The sequence below is a fragment of the Pseudomonas cremoris genome (assembly GCF_014230465.1).
This window is the reverse complement of the sequence record NZ_JAAXCY010000004.1, coordinates 382,410-402,043: the sequence shown is the minus strand read 5'-3', so window position 1 is coordinate 402,043 and position 19,634 is coordinate 382,410. Positions and strand designations below refer to the sequence as shown.

The following is a 19,634-nucleotide window of genomic DNA, read 5'->3' as shown; positions in this document are numbered from 1 at the left end:
ACCCCATGAATTGCTGGACCGTGCTGCAACTGCCGGAAGAAGCCGACGAACGCACCATCAAGCGTACCTATGCGCGGCTGCTGAAAAGCTGCCGCCCGGACGACGACGCCGAAGGCTTCCAGCGCCTGCGCGAAGCCTATGAAGAAGCATTGGCCTACGCACGCTGGCGGGCCGAGTGGGAGGACGAGGAAACCACCACCACTGCAGCGCCCGTGGCCGAACAAACCTACGGCAACCTCAACGACCTCGCCGAACTGATGGACGTCAGTGCCCTGCACCCGGCCCCATTCGAAGCGCCCAAGGCCGACCCGGCACAGGCACTGCTCAGTGGCCTCAACGTCAGCAACTTCATAGAGCGCTGGACCCTCGCCATTCAACAGGATTGCACCGACGCCTTCCAGGCGGGCCTGTTGCGTCATTGCTTCGATCACCCAGGCGAGCGCGTTGCGATAGCCAGTTGGGCGGCAAACCATTTGGAATGGCTGACACCCTGGCAACAGGTCGCCATGACGCCGTGGCAACACGAAACGCTCTCCGGCGAACTCTTGCAGGAATACCGCCGCACCTTGCAAGAACTGCTGGAGCAGAAGGCCGAACGCGAGTTCATCATCCAGCTCACGCAGTACAACAACCAACCCTGGCTGCGGGTGTTCGACCTGCAACAGCAGTGGCAACGCATCATCCTGCAGTTGCTCCACGACACCACCTGGAGCGTGCCGCTGTTCGAGCGGGTGTGCCAGGTTTTCGGCTGGGACGACCAGAAAGGCGTATGCCCGGAACCCACCTGGATGTGGCGCGAACTGGTCTCGCGCTGCGAGCAGGAAAGCTTTTACGCCAACCTGCTGGAAAAAGCCCAGGACCTTCGCCGCACCTCGGCCGATGCCCTGGCCGCGCGCCTGTTGCTCACGCCGATGTCGGCAAGCCAACAAAAACGCATCATCGACGGCTTTGGCGAGAACGAATGGAACGCCTGCCAGCACCTGGGCGAACTCCTGACCTGGCGCTACCCGCAGCTGCTGGAACGGTTGCCGCAACCCGACGCGTTCTTCTGGCGCAAATTTGTGCCGCGGCCGATTTATACCCAGGTGTTTATTCGCGTATGGGCTGTCTTGGCCTTGGGGATCGGCCTGAGCATGATCCACACGCCACCCGGCAGGCTGGATTTGCATTCGACGTTTATCTTTATGGTGGCGGCGTTCATTCCGGCCGGGATCGCGTTTCGCATCACCCAGTTCTGGGCCAGCATGAGCTCGACCTACCGGGTACCCGACCTGTGGCTAAGCCAGTACCTGATCCCCAAGCGCATTAACCCCAACAAGTATTGGCTGGTGATCCGCCACGGCGTGCCCCAAGCGCTCATGCTGGCCGCCTGCGGGCTGATGCTCGGCGTACTGGGCATGGTCACCTATGCCGGCGCGCTGGCAATCAACCTGCTGCACACCAAACGCATCGGCCACATCAGCCATAAATTCAGCCACGGCTACCCGTGGCTGAACGGCTTGCACTGGGCATTTTGGAGCCCATTGCAAGCGGCGTTCCTGGTGGTGATGGTGGGGGTGATCGTTGCGGCGCAGCATTACTTGCCGCAGGTTCCGTGGACGCGCCTGGTGTCACCCAAACTATAAGGGCGCCTTCACGCACACTAGCAAGCGCCCCTATTGCCAGAAACAATGCGGCCTAGGGGCACTTGAAACAGGCCATGTTCATGGTGCTTTTTTTTTGAGAGGGCGAGTATTGACGCGAATCTCATGGGCAATGACCTTCGCCTTTTGAGCGACATCCTCCTTATCAAATACAACAAAATCGAACTCCGTGTTCGCTGTAATAACCTGGTATTCGTCGACCTGCTCCACGGTAGTCACCGTCAAGCTACCGCTGGCTGGCGAGTAGGCCTCGTAGTCATCGTCATAGATGTAAAACTGGGCCTGCACATCGCCAGTCTCTTCACCGATCCTGTAAGTCTTCCCTTCTTCCAGCGTGTGGGGACCGGACAAAATAATCTCGTATTTCAAATCTGTACTAACGCCTTTCAGAAAGAAATAAGCAGACGTTGTGTCGCCAACGTAAACCAGGTCAATACAGGCGAATGGAAAAAACGAATAAAACTGCAGCCTCAACTCGCCAAGAATGTGACCTTCAACGGGGCTAGTGGTTAAGCCGTCAGGCAGGGTCACTGTCTTGGGTTTGTGTAAATGGATCATGGTGAATACCTCAACTAACTCAATTGGAACATACCCCCAATACCGTGTCGCCTGGCCACATTAGTCTTCGATGGCACACCTGAACAACTGTCAACTCTGACAGGTCGATAGCAGAACTCCACGATTAACCAGGCTTACATCGAATAACGTTCGATCACCGCCCAAACCCATATTCCCCCCAATTGAATCTTCCCCATCGCCCTCTCACCATGGCCCGCACCTGCATAACCCCAATAACAACAGGTCCTAACGCCATGAGCACTTTGCACCCGCGCCAGCTGTTGCTGGCAACCGCTGTCGCCACCCTTGCCCTGCCCGCCGTCGCCGAAGAACACGGCTTCCTCGAAGACGCCAGCGCCAACCTCAACCTGCGCAACTTCTTCATCAACCGCAACTTCACCAACCCCACCAAGGCCCAGGGCGGCGCGCAGGAGTGGACGCAGAGTTTCATCCTCGATGCCAAATCCGGGTTTACCCAAGGCACGGTGGGTTTCGGCGTGGATGTGTTGGGCTTGTACTCGTTGAAGCTCGATGGCGGACGCGGTACTGGCGGCACCCAGTTGCTGCCGCTGGACCACGACGGTCGCCCGGCCGATAACTTCGGACGACTTGGCGTAGCCTTCAAGGCAAAGATCTCGAAGACCGAAGTAAAGGTTGGCGAATGGATGCCGGTGCTGCCAATCCTGCGCGCCGACGATGGTCGCTCCCTACCGCAAACCCTGCGCGGTGGGCAGATCACCTCCAAAGAAATCGCCGGCCTCACGCTGTACGGCGGTCAGTTCCGCGCCAACAGCCCGCGGGACGACAGCAGCATGACCGACATGTCCATGACCGGTAAAACCGCGTTCACCTCCGACCGTTTCAACTTCCAGGGCGGCGAGTACGCGTTCAACGACAAGCGCACCCAGATCGGCCTGTGGAACGCCCAGCTCAAGGACATCTACCGCCAGCAGTACGTCAACCTGATCCACAGCCAACCGCTGGGCGACTGGACCCTGGGCGCCAACCTCGGGTTCTTCTACGGCAAGGACGATGGCAGCGCCCGCGCAGGCGAGCTGGACAACAAGACCTGGTCCGGCCTGTTCTCGGCCAAGTACGGCGGCAACACCTTCTACGTCGGCCTGCAAAAACTCACCGGCAACAATGCCTGGATGCGCGTCAACGGCACCAGCGGCGGCACCCTGGCCAACGACAGCTACAACTCCAGCTACGACAACGCCCAGGAAAAATCCTGGCAAGTGCGCCACGACTACAACTTCGCCGCCCTCGGCGTGCCGGGCCTGACGCTGATGAACCGCTATATCAGCGGCAGCAACGTGCACACCGGCACCATTACCGACGGCAAGGAATGGGGCCGCGAGAGTGAACTGGGCTATACCGTGCAAAGCGGCGCGCTGAAGGACCTCACTGTGCGCTGGCGCAATTCCAGCATGCGCCGGGACTACAGCAACAACGAGTTCGATGAAAACCGGTTGATCGTCAGTTACCCGATCAGTCTGCTGTAAACCGTCATCGACCTTGCTGTATGGTGCGCGCCTGCCGCTGCTGAGCTAAATCAGCAGCGGCTTTTTATTCGAGCCCGTGCACACCATGAAATCCTTCGCTTTAGCGTGCGCCCTGCTTGCCCTGGCCTTGAGCCTCAGTGGCTGCATCGGCGCGCCCATCGCCCTGACGCCGCAGACCGAACAACGCCTGCAAACCCAGGCGCCGATCCGTTTCCTGCTGACCTTCGATGATGGCCCAAGCGCTTCGGGTTACAACAACCCGAGCCGCTCGGTGGTTGCCGACTTGGCGCATAACCCGATACTGCCGGGCATCAAGGCGGTGTTTTTCCTGCAGACCGAAGCGTCGCGTTCCGGCGGCAGTTCACGGGGCCGCAAGACCATGGAGCGTGAGTTCGCTGCAGGCCATATCCTCGCCTTCCACACCGCAACGGCCTTTCATACCAACCATCGCTGGCTCAATGACGCCGAGCTGGAAAGCACCCTCACTCAGGGCGCTGCCGACATTGCGGCGATCACAGGCGCGCCGCCGCAACTGGTGCGCCCGCCATTCTGGAACTACGACCGGCGCACCTTCGCCGCCTACCAGCGCCACGGCATGCACGTATTGCTCACTGACTTGAGCGCCAATGACGGCAAGATATGGGGTTTCAATGGCAGCCCACGGCGCCGCGCCAACCTGTATCACCAGCTCTCAGTGGTACGCGAGCACATTGCCCTGGGGGAATTGCCGACAGTGGATGGCGTGATACCAGTGGTGGTGACGTTCCATGACATCAACCGCTATACGGCGCGGCATATGCAGGAGTACTTGCAGATATTGCTCGATAGCGCGCGGGTCACCGGGGTGAGGACGGCGGCGGAGCCGTTCTATACCGACCATGACGCGCTGGAGCGGGCGGCGTTGGCCAGGTCGGTTAAAGAGGTGAGCGAGCCAGTGCATTTGCCTGGCGTGTGGAACTGGGTATGGGACGCAGATTCCCACTGACACCCTGAAATCAATGTGGGAGCGGGCTTGCTCGCGAAAGCGCCGTGTCGGTCACCACATGTATAAACTGAACCACCGCATTCGCGAGCAAGCCCGCTCCCACATTTTTGATCGCATTTCAACTCAGTCAGTCTGGCGAGACTCGACACCCAGCTCATCCCACACCGACTCCGCCAAATGAAACGTCGCATTCGCCGCCGGAATCCCGCAGTAGATCGCGCTCTGCATCAGCACCTCTTTTATCTCTGCGCGAGTCACCCCGTTGCTGGCAGCGGCACGCAGGTGCAGCTTCAACTCCTCACTGCGGTTCATGCCAATCAACATGGCGATGGTGATCAGGCTACGGGTGTGCCGAGGCAGGCCCGGGCGGGTCCAGATATCACCCCAGGCGTGGCGGGTGATCATTTCCTGAAACTCGCTATTGAACTCGGTCAGGGCATTGAGGCTGCGGTCGACGTGGGCATCGCCCAGCACTTCGCGGCGTACTTGCAGGCCCTCGGCGTAACGTTGTTTCTCGTCCACAAAAAAATCCTCAGGGGGCCAGCAAAAATTCGACAACACGGTCGCTGAACGCAGCACCCGCTTGGACATTGGACAGGTGCGCCGCGTAGAACTCGGCGTATTCGGCACCTTGCACATGGGTCTGGATATAGTGGCTGCCGGCAGGCGGTGTGACCGCGTCTTCAGTGCCAGCAACCACCAACGTCGGCACCTTGATTGACGATAACTGTTCACGGAAATCCGCATCGCGCACGGCGCCGCAGTTGGCTGCGTAGCCTTCGGGTGATGTAGCCGCCAGCATGTCGGTGATCAGCTTGGCTTGATGCGGATGCGCTTCGGCGAAGTCCGCAGTAAACCAGCGTGCAATCGATGCATCGCGCAGGGCGGTCATCGCCGCCGCGCCGTCACGCAACACCATCTCGATGCGTGGGTTCCACACCTCAGGCGTGCCGATCTTGGCGGCGGTGTTGCACACCACCAGACGGTGCAAGCGCGAACCCGCGTTGATGCCCAGCCATTGGCCGATCAAGCCGCCCATGGACAAACCACAGAAGTGCGCGCGCGGAATATCCAGCGCATCCAGCAGCGCGATCACGTCGCGACCCAGTTGCTCGATGCTGTAGGGGCCTTCGGTAACCAGGGATTTGCCATGGCCGCGAGTGTCGAAGCGCAGCACGCGAAAGTGCTGGGTGAAGGCCGGGATCTGGAGGTCCCACATGTGCAGGTCGGTGCCCAACGAGTTGGACAACACCAGTACTGGCGCATCCACAGGTCCGTCCAATTGGTAATGCAGTTCGCCCTCGGCGAGTTGTACAAATGCCACAGCGGTCTCCTCAAGAGAAGTGTTCGGTTACGGCGCGGCTGACCCAGGTTTGCGCCTGGCCCAGGTAATGGGCAGGGTCGAGCAGGCGATCGAGTTCGGCGGCTGGCAGTTCGGCCGTGATCTGTGGTTCATCTGCCAGTACTGCACGCAGATGCCGCTGCTCGGCGACCGCACGTTTGCAGCATTGCTCCAGCAGATGGTGCGCGGTCTCACGACCCAGGCGTTGGGCAAGCACGATACTTACGGCTTCGGCCAGCACCAGGCCTTGGGTCAGGTCGAGGTTTTTGCCCATGCGTTCGGCGTCGACTTCCAGCCCTTCGCTCACCAGCAGTGCCTGTTGCAGCGCCCCGGAAACCAAGCGGCAAATGTCCGGCAGGGTTTCCCATTCGGCATGCCACAGGCCGAGGCTGCGCTCGTGTTCCTGGGGCATCGCGCTGAACATCGTCGCCACCAAGCCAGGCACACGGGTCGCCGCGCTGATCAGCACGGCAGCGCCCACGGGGTTGCGTTTGTGCGGCATGGTCGACGAACCGCCCTTGCCCGGCGCCGAGGGTTCGAACACTTCAGCCGCTTCGGTCTGCATCAACAGGCTGACGTCGCGGCCCAATTTACCGAGGCTGCCGGCGATCAGACCAAGCACGCTGGCGAACTCCACCAGGCGATCACGTTGGGTGTGCCAAGGCTGCTCAGGCAAGGCCAGTTGCAACTCCGCCGCCAGGGCTTCGGCCACCGGCATCGCCTGCTCACCCAGCGCCGCCAACGTGCCGGACGCACCACCGAATTGCAGCACCATCAAGCGCGGCTTGAGTTCGCGCAGGCGTTGGCGACTGCGGGTGACCGCGCCCAGCCACCCGGCGATTTTCATCCCCAGGGTGACTGGCGTCGCATGCTGCAACCAGGTGCGCCCAGCCAAGGGCACAGCGGCATAACGCTGGGCCTGGGCGGCCAGGATGTCACCCAGTCGTGCCAGGTCCGTTTCGATCAACAACACCGCTTGGCGCAGTTGCAGCACCAGGCCGGTGTCCATCACATCCTGGCTGGTGGCGCCCAGGTGCACATAACGCTCGGCGCCAGCATCCTCACTGGCAATCAACTTGCCCAAGGCCTTCACCAGCGGAATGGCCGAATTCCCCGCCGTGGCAATTGCCACGCCGAGGGCATCCACGTCATACAGCGACGCCAGGCACGCCTGGGCAATCGGAGCGACGGCGGCGTGCGGGATCAAACCGACCCGGGCCTCGGCCCGCGCCAGCGCTGCCTCGAAATCCAGCATGCCCTGCAAGCGTCCGGTGTCGCAGAACACCTCAGCCATGCTGTCTGCCGTGAAGTAAGCGTCGAACAATTGGTTGCTCGTGCGCAGTGTCATAACGCGTCCCTTACAAATCGTGGTGCAAGTACTCGGCCTGTTTCGGCAAGCGCAAGCTGAACAGGAAGGCCACCGCCATCATGCCGGTGACGTACCAGTAAAAGGTATTTTCCATGCCCATGGATTTGAGCCCCAAGGCCACGTACTCCGCAGAGCCACCAAAGATCGCGTTGGCCACCGCATAGGCCAGGCCCACACCGAGGGCACGCACATGCGGTGGGAACATTTCCGCTTTCACCAGGCCGCTGATCGAGGTGTAGAAGCTCACGATGGCCAGAGCCAGCGAGATCAGCACGAAGGCCAGGAAAGGGCTGGTGACGGTTTTCAACGTGAGCAGGATCGGCACCGTGCACAGGGTGCCGAGGGCACCGAACCACAGCATCGAGTTACGACGGCCGATCTTGTCCGAAAGCATGCCGAACAGTGGCTGCATGCACATGTACACGAACAGTGCGCCGGTCATGATGTAGCTGGCGGTCTTCGCGTGCATCCCGGCGGTGTTCACCAGGTACTTCTGCATGTAAGTGGTGAACGTGTAGAAAATCAGCGAGCCACCGGCGGTGTAGCCGAGCACGGTGATAAACGCTGCTTTGTGATTGCGGAACAACGCGGCGATGCTGCCGGCGTCCTTGTCCTGGCGCATTTCCTTGCTGGTCGTCTCCTTGAGGGTACGACGAAGCAACAGCGAGATCACCGCCGCGATGGCGCCGATCACGAACGGAATCCGCCAGCCCCAGGCGCGCAATTCTTCTTCGGTGAGGATCTGTTGCAGGATCACCACCACCAGCACGGCCAGCAGTTGCCCGCCGATCAGTGTCACGTACTGGAACGAGGCAAAGAACCCGCGCTGGCCCTTGAGCGCGACCTCACTCATGTAGGTCGCGGTGGTGCCGTATTCGCCACCCACCGACAAGCCCTGGAACAGGCGCGCCACCAACAGCAACGCCGGCGCCCAGGCCCCGATGTCTTTGTAAGTCGGCAAAAAGGCGATGACCAGCGAACCGGCGCACATCATCAGCACCGAGATCATCATTGAGTTTTTACGACCGTGTTTGTCGGCCACTCGGCCAAACAGCCAGCCGCCGATAGGTCGCATCAGGAACCCGGCGGCGAACACACCGGCGGTGTTGAGCAGTTGGACCGTAGGGTCGTCCGACGGAAAAAACGCCGGGGCAAAGTAAATGGCGCAGAAGGCATAGACGTAGAAGTCGAACCATTCGACGAGGTTGCCGGAGGAGGCACCGACAATCGCAAAAATCCTTTTGCTGCGTTCTTCTCCGGTGTAGTGACTCGTTGTTGTTGTCATGGTTTTTTCACTCAGTGGGAACGGTTATAGCCTAGACATACTTTGCAACAACCATGTTCCGCAACAAGACTTTTGGGTATGTGGTGCCTGCGAGGGCCTCTTCGCGGGCAAGCCCGCTCCCACATTTACTGTGTTTACACGTTTTGATTCGTGAACACATTCGAAGGTGGGAGCTGGCTTGCCTGCGATGAGGCCCTCAAGGCCAATTCAATAATCGAAGAACACCGTTTCCTTATCGGTCCCCTGCAAAATCACATTCCACTGATGCACACCCGCCTCATCCGGCTTGGCAATCAAGGTACCGCGTCGCTCAGCGGGCACACACGCCAACAACGGGTCATCCCCATTCATCGGCTCGCCCTCAAAGTAAATCCGCGTCAGCAGGTGCTTCACCAACCCACGGGCAAACACCAGCACCACCAGGTGCGGGGCCTGGGTCGTGCCCTTCAGGCCCGGAACGGCACCCGGCTTGATGGTGGTAAAGCGAAAACGCCCTTCCCCATCCACCGGCACCCGGCCAAAGCCTTCGAAGTTCGGGTCGACAGCCTTGTCCTGCTCGTCTTCCGGGTGGTCGTATTTGCCGGCGGCATTGGCCTGCCAGACTTCCAGCATGGCGTCGTTGACGACATCACCGTTGCCATCCACCACTTGCCCGCTGATCGCCACGCGCTCGCCGAGGGTAGCGGCGACGGTCAGGTCTTCGCGGTTCAGCCAGGTCAGGCCGATGTGGTAATACGGCCCGACGGTGTGGGACGTGGTTGCGTTGAGTGTCATCTCATTTCTCCATCGGCGTGGCGTCGCGGCCGCGCAGGACGATGTCCCAGCGGTAGCCGAGGGCATAGGAAGGAATGGTTTTTTCCAGGTCGAAGCGGGCGATCAGGCGCTGCTTGGCCGAGGTGTCCGGCACGCAGTTGTAGATCGGGTCGTATTCCAGCAACGGGTCGCCGGGGAAGTACATCTGCGTGACCAGGCGCGTCAGCACGCTCGGGCCGAACAGCGAAAAGTGGATGTGCGCCGGGCGCCACGCGTTGTGGTGGTTGCCCCACGGGTAGGCACCGGGCTTGATGGTCTGGAACTGATACCAGCCATCGGCGTCGGTGACAGTGCGGCCAGTGCCGGTGAAATTCGGGTCCAGCGGTGCGTCGTGCAGGTCACGCTTGTGGTTGTAGCGACCGGCGGCGTTGGCCTGCCAGATCTCCACCAGAATGCCCGGCACCGGCAGGCCGTTTTCGTCAAGTACACGGCCATGCACGATGATGCGTTCGCCTTGGGGCTCGCCGTCATGCTGGGCAGTGAGGTCGTTGTCCTTCGGGTTGACCCGCTCGGCGCCGATGGTCGGGCCGGTGATTTCCGACAAGGAATGGGGCAGAAACACCAACGGCTGGGACGGCGAACGCAGGTTCGTCGACTGATAGGCCGGGTGCAGGTAATCAGGTTGAGTGCCCGCTTGCGGGCGCCGGTATCCAGGCTTGTCACTCATGGTGCAGTCCTCTCTTATTAGATGCGTTCAATCGCCAGTGCCAAGCCTTGCCCGACACCCACACACATGGTTGCCAGGCCTTTGCTGCCGCCGGTTTTTTCAAGTTGATGCAGGGCCGTCAGTACCAGCCGCGCGCCGCTCATGCCCAGCGGGTGGCCGAGGGCGATGGCGCCGCCGTTCGGGTTGACCTGCGGCGCGTCGTCAGCGATGCCCAGTTCACGCAGCACTGCCAAGCCTTGGCTGGCGAACGCTTCGTTGAGTTCGATCACGTCGAAATCGCTCACCGCCAGGCCCAGGCGCTCTACCAATTTGCGCACCGCCGGTACCGGGCCGATGCCCATCACACGGGGTGCAACACCGGCGCTGGCCATGCCCAATACGCGGGCGCGGGCCGTGAGACCGTGTTTCTTGACAGCCTCGGCGGAGGCCAGGATCAACGCCGCCGCACCGTCATTTACACCCGAGGCATTGCCGGCGGTGACGGTTTTGTCAGGGCCGTTGACCGGCTTGAGTTTGGTCAGCGCTTCCAGGGTGGTATCAGCCCGTGGGTGCTCATCGTGCTCCACCACGGTCTCGCCTTTTTTATGCGCGACACGCACCGGTACGATTTCCTCGGCGAAGAAACCTGCGGCTTGCGCGGCAGCGGTACGTTGCTGGCTGCGCAGGGCAAAGGCGTCCTGATCGGCGCGGGACACCTGGTAGTCGTCGGCAACGTTATCGGCGGTCTGAGGCATCGCATCCACGCCGTACTGGGCTTTCATCAACGGGTTGATAAACCGCCAGCCGATGGTGGTGTCTTCCAGCTTCATGTTGCGCGAAAACGCTGCATCGGCCTTGCCCATCACAAACGGTGCGCGCGACATCGACTCGACGCCACCGGCAATCGCCAGCTCCATTTCGCCGCTGGCAATGGCGCGGAAAGCGGTGCCAATCGCGTCCATGCCTGAAGCGCACAAACGGTTGAGGGTCACGCCGGGAATACTCTCCGGCAAGCCCGCGAGCAACAGCGCCATACGGGCGACGTTGCGGTTGTCTTCGCCGGCCTGGTTGGCGCAGCCCAGGAACACTTCATCCACTGCGCTCCAGTCCACCGAGGGGTTACGTTCGATCAAGGCCTTGATCGGCAGTGCCGCCAAGTCATCGGCGCGTACGGTAGACAAACCACCGCCGAAACGGCCGATGGGGGTACGAATGGCGTCACAGATAAATACATCGCGCATCAGGCTTCTCCCGGCGCTTGGCCGTGGGCGGCGGCCGTGCGTGCTTCAAGGTCACGCAGGGCGGTCAGTTCTGCCTCAGTAGGCTCGGCGGTGGTGCTGACCTGTTCGGCAAAACGAATCGCCCAACCGGTGGCCGCGACCACGTGTTCACGGGTCACGCCAGGGTGCAGCGCGGTGACCACGAATTCATGGGTGCCGGCTTCCGGCTCCATGATGCACAGGTCGGTAATAATCCCTACGGGACCAGCGCCCGGCAGGCCGAGGCGCTTGCGCGAATCGCCGCCTTCGCCATGGCCGACGGAGGTGATGAAGTCCAGTTTGTCGACAAACGAACGGGACGATTGCTTGAGGATGATCAGCACGCTCTTGGCGGAGCCGGCAATTTCCGGCGCGCCACCGGCACCTGGCAGGCGCACTTTGGGCTGGTGATAGTCACCGACCACGGTGGTATTGATATTGCCGAAACGGTCGACCTGGGCTGCGCCGAGAAAGCCGACGTCGATGCGCCCGCCCTGCAGCCAGTAGCGAAAAATCTCACCGGTCGGCACCACGGTGTCGGCGGTCTCGGCCAGCTCGCCATCACCGATGGACAGCGGCAGCACCGAGGGCTTGGCACCAATCGGGCCGGACTCGTAGATCAACACCACATCCGGCGATGAAGTCAGGCGGGCCAGGTTGGCGGCCTTGGACGGCAGGCCGATGCCGACAAAGCAGACGGCGCCATTCTTGAGGCGACGCGCGGCGGCGACGGTCATCATTTCGTTGGTGGAGTAAGCCATTATTTGGCCTCCTGCGCGGTGGCCAGCTTGGCCTGGAATTCACTGAAATCGGCAGTGCCGTGGATGTATTCGTCAATCCAGGTGGTAAAGGTCCCACGGTCGCGAGCGATCGGGTCCCACGCCTGGTAGAAGCGGTTATCACGCTCGTTGTAACCGTGGGCGTAGGACGGGTGCGCGCCTCCGGGAACATGGCACACTGCAGTCAGAGCCCAGGTCGGCAACACGCAGCTGTTCATCGGTGCGTTCAGATCGTCGACAATTTCTTCCACGGTGACGATGCAACGCTTGGCCGCCAGGGCCGCTTCCTTCTGCACACCGAGGATGCCCCAGAGCAACACATTGCCCTTGCGGTCGGCCTTTTGTGCGTGGATCACGGTGACGTCCGGCCGTACCGAGGGCACCGCCGCCAGCACTTCGCCGGTGAACGGGCAGGTGACCGTCTTGATCAGCGGGTTGACCTTGGGCAGGTCGGATCCGGCGTAGGCACGCAGCACCGCAAACGGCAGGCCGGAGGCTCCAGCGACGTAGGCATTGGCCAAGTCGGCGTGGCTGTGTTCTTCGATCTCCAGCGGTTGCGGCCACTGCTTCTCGACTGCGTCACGCAGGCGATGCAGGGAACCCACACCCGGGTTGCCGCCCCAGGAGAAAATCAGCTTGCGGGCGCAACCGGCACCGATCAACTGGTCGTAGACCAGGTCAGGCGTCATGCGCACCAGCGTCAGGTCTTTCTTGCCCTGACGAATGATTTCATGACCCGCTGCCGTAGGGATCAGATGGGTGAAGCCTTCCAGTGCGACGGTGTCGCCGTCGTTCACGAATTGCTTCACCGCGTCACGCAGCGCGAGTATTTCAGCCATGGGGTGTGGGCTCCCGGTGTGGATCGAAAAAGGCGCTGAGGTGGCGCCGCAGTGCCTTGAAGATTAAGCGGGGGAAATGGGCCAAACAATCCGATAATCGACTGAGTGTTCGATTATCGAACGGATTGTTGGCAGGCTATCGATTAGCCTCAGGTGGCATCCGCATGGCTGACCATGCCTTTGATCACTACCGCAGCGGTGGCCAATGCAGCCGGTATCACCAGGGCGGTGAGTACCTGTTCGAAGTTCCAGCCCAGGCCCAGCAACGTGGCGCCCATCCACGCGCCAAGGATCGCGCCGAAGCGGCCAATGCCGAGCATCCAGGACACACCCGTGGCACGACCCTGGGTCGGATAGAAGCGCGCTGCCAGGGATGGCATTGCCGATTGCGCACCGTTGACGCACATGCCGGCGACCAACACCAACGTCGCCAACAGCGTGATGTTGCCCAGGCTCTGCCCTACCGCGTAGGCAAACACCCCGGCCAGCAGGTAGAACGTGCCGATGACTTTGTGCGGATTGAACCGGTCCATCGCCCAACCTACGCCTACGGCGCTCAACACACCGCCAAACTGGAACAACGCGCCGATAAACGCGGCTTGCTCCATGCTGGCACCGCTGTCGCGCATCAGGGTTGGCAGCCAACTGGTCAGCAGATAAACAATCACCAGGCCCATAAAGTAGGTGAGCCACAGCAATAAGGTGCCGGCGCTGTAAGTCCCGGAGAAGATCACCGCAAACACGTTGCGCGCTTTTACGGTCTTTTGCTCGGGCACGCTGAACGCAGTGGCCTGGGCGACGATGCTCGGCTCAATGGGTGAGAGGGTTTTGCGCACTTTGTCGGTGCCGCGATTGCGCACCACCAAATAACGCGCCGACTCCGGTAGCCACAGCACCAATACCACCACCAGGATCAACGGCAGAATGCCGCCGATCATCAACAGGGCGTGCCAACCAAAGGCCGGGATCAGCTTGGCCGAGATAAACCCGCCGCCGGCCATGCCCAGGTTAAAGCCGCAAAACATGCTGGTGACCAGCAGCGACTTATGGCGTTCAGGGGTGTATTCGGACAGCAAGGTGGTGGCATTCGGCATTCCCGCGCCCAGGCCCAGCCCGGTGAGGAAGCGCAGCACCAACAGTTGATCGACGTTGGTGCTGTAGGCCGAAGCCAGGCTGAACGCGCCGAACAGCAACACGGCGCCCACCAAGACGACTTTGCGCCCAAAACGGTCGGCCAACGGGCCAGAGCCCAATGCACCGAACACCATGCCGATCAACGCGGCACTCATCACCGGGCCGAGGCTGGCGCGGTCGATGCCCCAGTCCTGGGACAATGCAGGCGCGATAAAGCCCATGGCGGCGGTGTCGAGGCCATCGAGGAAGACGATCAGGAAACACAGGATCACCACACGCCACTGATAACGCGACAGTGGCTGGGCGTTGATAAAGGACTGTACGTCCAGGGTGGTGCTGACAGAAGGCTGATTCATTATTGTTATTTCCACACCGATGGCGGGCCAACGACCTGAGGTCGTCATTATTATTTGCGCGGCGCTGATAGCGCTGCCGCACATTAATAAGCCAGGGGAAACACCGTCAATTGATCAAACCGGGATCTGTGCGGTCACCGAACACTTAGGCAAACAACTGCGCACTCAACTCGCGACTGGCACTGAGCATGCTCGGCAGAAACCGCTGTTCCAGCTCGCTGCGGCTGACCCGCCCGGCGTGGGTGCTGACGTTGAGCGCGGCCAATACCTGGCCGGAGGCGTCGTACACCGGCACCGCGATAGAGCGCAGGCCTTGTTCCAATTCCTGGTCGACGATGCACCAGCCTTGCTGACGCACTTGCTGCAGGCATTCAAACAACGCGGCAGGTGTGGTCAGGGTGCGGCTGGTCTTGGTTTGCAGGTCGGCGTGGTCGAGGTAGTCCTGCAGCGAGGCGTCATCCAGTGCCGCGAGCAGGATACGGCCCATGGACGTGCAATAGGCAGGCAAGCGCCCACCCACCGAGAGGTCCACGGAAATCAGGCGCTGAGTGGTGGCAGAGCGAGCGATATAGAGAATGTCGTCGCCTTCGAGGGTGGCCATGTTGCACGCCTCGTGTAACTGCTCACTCATGCGGTCCAGATAGGGTTGGGCCGACACGGCCAACGGTGTCGAGGATAAATAGGCATGGCCCAGGGTGAGCACTTTGGGCAATAGCGAGTACGTGCGCCCATCAGTGGTGGCGTAGCCCAACTTGATCAAGGTGTGCAGGCAACGGCGCACGGCAGCGCGGGGTATTTCGGTGCGGTGGCTGATCTGGGCGATGGTGAGGTGGCGCTTGCGTTCTTGAAACGCCTGCACCACGGCCAAACCACGGGCCAAGGAGGTCATGAAGTCGGGGTCACCGGTAAACGCCTGGATACGCTTGGCCGGTGAAGCAACGATCGGCGGCGCGACTGACGCGAAAGAGTTGCGCAATTGATCGTTCATGTCGGGGTCCTTTCTCTTATTGTCATCCGCGAGGGAGGTTGGTTGGCTATTACAAGCCGCGCACACCGTGATGCACAAGGCAGCGCCTGCAACATTGTGCGATTATCGGACGATCATTCGATAATCGCAATTTCGTGTCGTGAGGGCCAGGGCAGTCACGGAACACTTTAGCGCCGCGTTATAAAGTCTTAATCGATTGAAGCGTTTATGGCGCCAGAATAGGCGCACATGGCTGACGCTCGCGTGTAACAAAACGCTCACACAAAGTTGACGCTTTTTAACTTTATGCCGATAGTGTTATTCAAATGCGTCGCTATAATGCACCCTATGCGGAGGTCGGCCCGGTTTCACTATCGGGATCAGAGCTCGCCAGGTCATGCACAGGCTGTGCATGGTCGGTCGCAACAACCTGCCTCGAATGACTGCACTAACAAATGGCCTTCGTACCTAGTTCAAACTTGAACGTCTCACGCGTTCAACTTGGAACAACACCGAGGGTGTCATTCAGGCAAAAAGCTGCAGCGTAATTACACTCAACTCAATTAGGTAATACTGTGACGAAAGATGAACTGCGCGCGGAACTTGAGCGCCAGGAGCAACGTTACAAGGACGTTTACGGCGGGGAAGTCACCACCTACGCCGCCCAGCCTGAACCTGAACGCAAACCATGGCGCAAGCGAGCCAGCCTGCTCGACCAGGCATTTGCCCAGGAAATCCAAAAGATAGAACAGGAACTCAAAACCGAGGAGTCATAAGCAACTCGGTTTCAGCCTGAAGGTATCGCCTCGGTTGCTGGCGTATTGCTAGCAACCGGCTACCTCTCATCCGACTGCCACCAGCGAAATTTCATACAAATGTTTCAGGCATGACGTTTTCGTGACAATTGCCTGTCGAATCCCCCCTCCGCGTTATAAATCAAAGACTTGCCAAAGCCCCGAAAACCGTGGGATGCACGCCTCTCCCGCCTGGTTTTTCAGTGAAGATTGTTACCGATGAGCAGCTAGTGCATCGATTACCGAGGTTTTCTGGCATAATCGCGCCCCCTTACGACCGGGTCAGAAAACCTTCATGATCGATTTATTCAGCGGACTGGATGCTTGGGTTCTAGTGAGCCTGTTGCTCGCCCTGGCCTTTGTCCTCGCCTTCGAGTTCATCAATGGCTTTCATGACACCGCTAACGCGGTGGCCACAGTCATCTATACCAAAGCCATGCCGCCGCACCTGGCCGTGTTCTTCTCCGGGGTGTTCAACTTCCTCGGCGTGTTGCTCGGCGGTGTGGGTGTCGCCTACGCCATCGTGCATTTGCTGCCGGTGGAGTTGCTGATCAATGTGAACACCGGCCACGGCCTGGCCATGGTCTTCTCGCTATTGGCAGCGGCCATCACCTGGAACCTGGGCACCTGGTACTTCGGCATCCCGGCTTCCAGCTCCCACACCTTGATCGGTTCGATCCTCGGTGTCGGCCTGGCCAACGCGCTGATCAACGATATCCCCTTGGCTGACGGTGTGAACTGGCAGAAGGCGATTGATATCGGTGCCTCCCTCGTGTTCTCGCCGATGGCCGGTTTCCTGGTCGCGGCGCTGGTGCTGATTGCCCTTAAATGGTGGCGTCCATTGTCGAAGATGCACAAGACCCCGGACCAGCGCCGCAAGCTTGACGACAAGAAGCACCCGCCGTTCTGGAACCGCCTGGTCCTGGTGATTTCCGCCATGGCCGTGAGTTTCGTGCACGGCTCCAACGACGGTCAAAAAGGCATCGGCCTGATCATGCTGGTGCTGATCGGTATCGTACCGGCGCAGTTCGTACTCGACCTGGGCAGCACCACTTACCAGATCGAACGCACCCGCGACGCCACTGTGCACCTGAGCCAGTTCTACCAGCGTAACAACGCCACCCTTGGCGAGTTCCTGGCACTGGGCAAAAGCGTGAAGAACGACCTCCCAGGCAAATTCCAGTGCAACCCGCAGCAGACTGAGCCGACCATCAGCGCGCTGATGGAGACGCTCAAAGGTGTTTCCGACTACCACTCGTTGACCGCCGAGCACCGCATTGAAGTGCGTCGCTACCTGCTCTGCCTGGATGACACCGCGAAGAAAGTCGGCAAGCTGCCGGGCCTGGATGCACGTGAGAAGTCCGACCTCGACAAGCTGCGCAAAGACCTGACAGCCACCACCGAGTACGCCCCGTTCTGGGTGATCCTCGCCGTCGCGCTGGCCCTGGGCCTGGGCACCATGGTTGGCTGGAAACGCGTGGTGCTGACCATCGGTGAAAAAATCGGCAAGCAAGGCATGACCTATGCCCAAGGCATGTCGGCGCAGATCACCACCGCGAGCATGATTGGCCTGGCTAACATCTTCAGCCTGCCAGTGTCGACCACGCACGTGCTGTCGTCGGGTGTAGCCGGTACCATGGTCGCCAACAAGAGCGGCCTGCAAGGCGGTACCGTCAAGACCATCCTGATGGCCTGGGTGCTGACACTGCCAGCAACCGTAGGCCTGTCGGCCGGGTTGTTCTGGTTGGCCTCGAAGGCGCTGGGTAGCTGATAACCCACGATTAAAAAAAAGGTGCGGCCTCTATTGAGAACCGCACCTTTTTTTATGGAACAGATTTAATCAACCCGATCAAATCCCAGGCAAAAAAAGGGCGACCGAAGTCGCCCAAAATGCCTTGCGTGCTCATGTAACCCGGAAAGACCTAGGGTTTTTTACGCTTATTCGCGTCTTTCCAGATAAAAATTCCAAACCCTACAAAAAACAGCACCATGAGGCTGACAGTCAGCACTCCGGCAAATACCACATTATCGATAAACATGACCGGCCTCCTGCACTTGCCCTGTTGCGATAGGGCTAAGTTAATGGAGAAGGCAGAATGGAAAATTGACGGGGATCAATGTCGCCCGCAACGGGGCGTAAAGAAGGGCAATAACTGACCTGCATCAACAGATGCAGGTTGTTTCAACGTTTTTTTGGTTTGTTCTTTGGTTTTTTCTTAACTTTGCCGAGCGGCATTGCTTGTTCAAATGCCTGGCGCACTTCATTCAGGCGCTTGTCGTTCAGGTCATGGACACGTTTGGCCCGTTCGGCATTCAGGTCGATCAGCTTGTCGTCATCACTCATGGCTTGGCTTACGTCGTGGCGGGAATGGCTCAATAATGCGGCCTCCCCCGCTCCATCGCAAATCAGCGGGCGACAAAATGCAGGTCATCGCCCAAAATCGGCACTTTCCCAGGCTCTGGAGACGCGCTCAGGTGGCATTGCACAAGGACCTTCCGCCATTGCTGGCCCTGCGCGCCTTCGAAGCCGTGGCGCGCCATTTGAGTTTTATCAAGGCCGCGAACGAGCTGTCAGTCACCCAAAGCGCCTTGAGCCACCAAGTACAAAAGCTTGAACAGCACTTGGGCAAGCCACTGTTTATCCGACGCACCCGTGCGATTGATCTGACCGCTGACGGCCAGCGTTACTACGACGAAATCCGCCCCGCTCTGGACGCCATCGCCGCCGCCACACGTAGCCAACGCGTCAAGCCGAGCATCACGGTATTGCGCATCGGCTTGCTGGCGTCCTTTGCCACACTGTGGCTGGCGCCGCGCCTGGCAGGGTTTCTGAACCGCTACCCGCATATCCAGGTGGAGTTGCTGCCGGCGATTCAACTGGCCAACGTTGCCGCCGCCGAAGTCGACCTGGCCATCCGCTATGGCAAGGGCGACTGGCCCGACGTGCAGGCCACACGGCTGATGCCGGAAGTGATCTCCCCGGTATGCAGCCCAGCGTTCAAGGCACGTCACGACAGCCCGTTGCTGATGGCCACTTCGCACCGGCCGTTTGAATGGACCGATTGGTCCGAGCACTACCAAGTCGACCTCGCTGACCATCCTCGCGTGATGCTGCACGACTACAACATCGTGGTCGAAGCCGCCGTAGCCGGCCAGGGCATTGCCATGGGCCGTCATCGCCTGATCGAGCGCAAGCTCCAGGATGGCAGCCTGGTGGAAGCCTTTGACTGGCCGCCCTACCACAGCGAAATCGGCTACTGGCTGATCGCCCCGCAGGGGCCCGGCAGCGACGCGGCTGAATGCTTCAGCCAGTGGTTGAAGGAAGCCTGCAGCGACACGTGAGTTTTTTCGATTCGTCGT

The 19,634-nt window shown here is 60.2% G+C and carries 20 protein-coding genes; 6 read left to right on the top strand and 14 right to left on the bottom strand.

Annotation, left to right across the window (positions count from 1 at the left end; all coding sequences use genetic code 11):
* Positions 1 to 5: 5 nt before the first annotated feature.
* Positions 6 to 1,625 (top strand): J domain-containing protein, encoded by a 1,620-nt coding sequence (locus HF257_RS11770; protein WP_185707233.1) that lies wholly within the window; start codon positions 6 to 8, stop codon positions 1,623 to 1,625.
* A gap of 78 nt (positions 1,626 to 1,703) precedes the next feature.
* Here the strand turns inward: HF257_RS11770 and HF257_RS11765 are convergent, their stop codons facing one another.
* A complete protein-coding gene (locus tag HF257_RS11765) occupies positions 1,704 to 2,201 on the bottom strand; it encodes a hypothetical protein (protein ID WP_185707235.1) in 498 nt (165 codons plus the stop codon).
* Between the two features lie 254 nt (positions 2,202 to 2,455).
* Here HF257_RS11765 and HF257_RS11760 point away from each other — a divergent pair, with 254 nt between their 5' ends.
* Complete coding sequence (locus tag HF257_RS11760; RefSeq protein WP_185707237.1) at positions 2,456 to 3,706, top strand: OprD family porin; 1,251 nt, start codon at positions 2,456 to 2,458, stop codon at positions 3,704 to 3,706.
* Positions 3,707 to 3,791: 85 nt separating this feature from the next.
* Positions 3,792 to 4,691: a polysaccharide deacetylase family protein gene (locus tag HF257_RS11755; protein WP_185707239.1), complete on the top strand. Its 900-nt coding sequence runs from the start codon at positions 3,792 to 3,794 to the stop codon at positions 4,689 to 4,691.
* Positions 4,692 to 4,814: 123 nt separating this feature from the next.
* On the opposite strand, the gene pcaC is transcribed toward HF257_RS11755, so the two are convergent.
* From pcaC to pcaR, 11 genes are all read right to left on the bottom strand, one after another.
* Positions 4,815 to 5,213, bottom strand: a complete 399-nt coding sequence (pcaC, locus tag HF257_RS11750) for a 4-carboxymuconolactone decarboxylase (RefSeq protein WP_185707241.1) — start codon at positions 5,211 to 5,213, stop codon at positions 4,815 to 4,817.
* Positions 5,214 to 5,223: 10 nt separating this feature from the next.
* Positions 5,224 to 6,015, bottom strand: coding sequence for a 3-oxoadipate enol-lactonase (gene pcaD / locus HF257_RS11745; RefSeq protein WP_185707243.1), 792 nt, complete (start codon positions 6,013 to 6,015; stop codon positions 5,224 to 5,226).
* A gap of 10 nt (positions 6,016 to 6,025) precedes the next feature.
* Entirely contained in the window at positions 6,026 to 7,381 is a 1,356-nt protein-coding gene (locus tag HF257_RS11740; protein ID WP_185707245.1) for a 3-carboxy-cis,cis-muconate cycloisomerase, read from the bottom strand.
* 10 nt (positions 7,382 to 7,391) lie between these two features.
* Positions 7,392 to 8,687, bottom strand: a complete 1,296-nt coding sequence (locus tag HF257_RS11735) for an MFS family transporter (protein WP_012722673.1) — start codon at positions 8,685 to 8,687, stop codon at positions 7,392 to 7,394.
* Between the two features lie 207 nt (positions 8,688 to 8,894).
* Positions 8,895 to 9,461, bottom strand: a complete 567-nt coding sequence (pcaG, locus tag HF257_RS11730) for a protocatechuate 3,4-dioxygenase subunit alpha (protein WP_185707247.1) — start codon at positions 9,459 to 9,461, stop codon at positions 8,895 to 8,897.
* Between the two features lies 1 nt (position 9,462).
* Positions 9,463 to 10,167 (bottom strand): protocatechuate 3,4-dioxygenase subunit beta, encoded by a 705-nt coding sequence (gene pcaH, locus HF257_RS11725; RefSeq protein ID WP_185707250.1) that lies wholly within the window; start codon positions 10,165 to 10,167, stop codon positions 9,463 to 9,465.
* Positions 10,168 to 10,184: 17 nt separating this feature from the next.
* Entirely contained in the window at positions 10,185 to 11,390 is a 1,206-nt protein-coding gene (gene pcaF, locus HF257_RS11720; RefSeq protein ID WP_185707834.1) for a 3-oxoadipyl-CoA thiolase, read from the bottom strand.
* Positions 11,387 to 12,169 carry a CoA-transferase subunit beta gene (locus tag HF257_RS11715; RefSeq protein WP_185707835.1) on the bottom strand — a complete coding sequence of 261 codons (783 nt, stop codon included), beginning with the start codon at positions 12,167 to 12,169 and terminating at the stop codon, positions 11,387 to 11,389. Before HF257_RS11715 ends, pcaF begins: the two co-directional genes overlap by 4 nt.
* On the bottom strand, positions 12,166 to 13,023 hold the full coding sequence (locus HF257_RS11710; protein ID WP_185707252.1) for a CoA transferase subunit A: 858 nt from the start codon (positions 13,021 to 13,023) through the stop codon (positions 12,166 to 12,168). The genes HF257_RS11715 and HF257_RS11710 overlap by 4 nt, the downstream gene beginning before the upstream one ends.
* A gap of 149 nt (positions 13,024 to 13,172) precedes the next feature.
* Complete coding sequence (locus HF257_RS11705) at positions 13,173 to 14,513, bottom strand: MFS transporter (protein ID WP_185707254.1); 1,341 nt, start codon at positions 14,511 to 14,513, stop codon at positions 13,173 to 13,175.
* A 145-nt stretch (positions 14,514 to 14,658) separates the two neighbouring features.
* Complete coding sequence (pcaR, locus tag HF257_RS11700; RefSeq protein WP_028619267.1) at positions 14,659 to 15,501, bottom strand: pca regulon transcriptional regulator PcaR; 843 nt, start codon at positions 15,499 to 15,501, stop codon at positions 14,659 to 14,661.
* Positions 15,502 to 16,055: 554 nt separating this feature from the next.
* Here pcaR and HF257_RS11695 point away from each other — a divergent pair.
* Entirely contained in the window at positions 16,056 to 16,256 is a 201-nt protein-coding gene (locus HF257_RS11695) for a hypothetical protein (protein WP_058425216.1), read from the top strand.
* A gap of 313 nt (positions 16,257 to 16,569) precedes the next feature.
* Positions 16,570 to 18,045: an inorganic phosphate transporter gene (locus HF257_RS11690; protein WP_185707256.1), complete on the top strand. Its 1,476-nt coding sequence runs from the start codon at positions 16,570 to 16,572 to the stop codon at positions 18,043 to 18,045.
* A 151-nt stretch (positions 18,046 to 18,196) separates the two neighbouring features.
* On the opposite strand, the gene ccoM is transcribed toward HF257_RS11690, so the two are convergent.
* Positions 18,197 to 18,313 (bottom strand): cytochrome c oxidase subunit CcoM, encoded by a 117-nt coding sequence (ccoM, locus tag HF257_RS33470; protein WP_003172387.1) that lies wholly within the window; start codon positions 18,311 to 18,313, stop codon positions 18,197 to 18,199.
* A 143-nt stretch (positions 18,314 to 18,456) separates the two neighbouring features.
* Complete coding sequence (locus HF257_RS11685; protein WP_017844811.1) at positions 18,457 to 18,618, bottom strand: hypothetical protein; 162 nt, start codon at positions 18,616 to 18,618, stop codon at positions 18,457 to 18,459.
* Positions 18,619 to 18,749: 131 nt separating this feature from the next.
* Between HF257_RS11685 and HF257_RS11680 the strand changes: the two genes are divergently transcribed.
* Positions 18,750 to 19,616, top strand: coding sequence for a LysR substrate-binding domain-containing protein (locus tag HF257_RS11680; RefSeq protein ID WP_185707258.1), 867 nt, complete (start codon positions 18,750 to 18,752; stop codon positions 19,614 to 19,616).
* Positions 19,617 to 19,634 lie beyond the last annotated feature (18 nt).

Excerpts from the sequence above, each read along its gene's own strand:
- HF257_RS11765 (WP_185707235.1), bottom strand. The coding sequence starts at position 2,201 with ATGATCCATTTACACAAACCCAAGACAGTGACCCTGCCTGACGGCTTA.
- ccoM (WP_003172387.1), bottom strand. The coding sequence starts at position 18,313 with ATGTTTATCGATAATGTGGTATTTGCCGGAGTGCTGACTGTCAGCCTC.
- HF257_RS11690 (WP_185707256.1), top strand. The coding sequence starts at position 16,570 with ATGATCGATTTATTCAGCGGACTGGATGCTTGGGTTCTAGTGAGCCTG.
- pcaH (WP_185707250.1), bottom strand. The coding sequence starts at position 10,167 with ATGAGTGACAAGCCTGGATACCGGCGCCCGCAAGCGGGCACTCAACCT.
- HF257_RS11740 (WP_185707245.1), bottom strand. The coding sequence starts at position 7,381 with ATGACACTGCGCACGAGCAACCAATTGTTCGACGCTTACTTCACGGCA.
- HF257_RS11755 (WP_185707239.1), top strand. The coding sequence starts at position 3,792 with ATGAAATCCTTCGCTTTAGCGTGCGCCCTGCTTGCCCTGGCCTTGAGC.
- HF257_RS11705 (WP_185707254.1), bottom strand. The coding sequence starts at position 14,513 with ATGAATCAGCCTTCTGTCAGCACCACCCTGGACGTACAGTCCTTTATC.
- pcaR (WP_028619267.1), bottom strand. The coding sequence starts at position 15,501 with ATGAACGATCAATTGCGCAACTCTTTCGCGTCAGTCGCGCCGCCGATC.
- HF257_RS11760 (WP_185707237.1), top strand. The coding sequence starts at position 2,456 with ATGAGCACTTTGCACCCGCGCCAGCTGTTGCTGGCAACCGCTGTCGCC.
- HF257_RS11685 (WP_017844811.1), bottom strand. The coding sequence starts at position 18,618 with ATGAGTGATGACGACAAGCTGATCGACCTGAATGCCGAACGGGCCAAA.
- HF257_RS11710 (WP_185707252.1), bottom strand. The coding sequence starts at position 13,023 with ATGGCTGAAATACTCGCGCTGCGTGACGCGGTGAAGCAATTCGTGAAC.
- HF257_RS11735 (WP_012722673.1), bottom strand. The coding sequence starts at position 8,687 with ATGACAACAACAACGAGTCACTACACCGGAGAAGAACGCAGCAAAAGG.
- pcaG (WP_185707247.1), bottom strand. The coding sequence starts at position 9,461 with ATGACACTCAACGCAACCACGTCCCACACCGTCGGGCCGTATTACCAC.
- HF257_RS11770 (WP_185707233.1), top strand. The coding sequence starts at position 6 with ATGAATTGCTGGACCGTGCTGCAACTGCCGGAAGAAGCCGACGAACGC.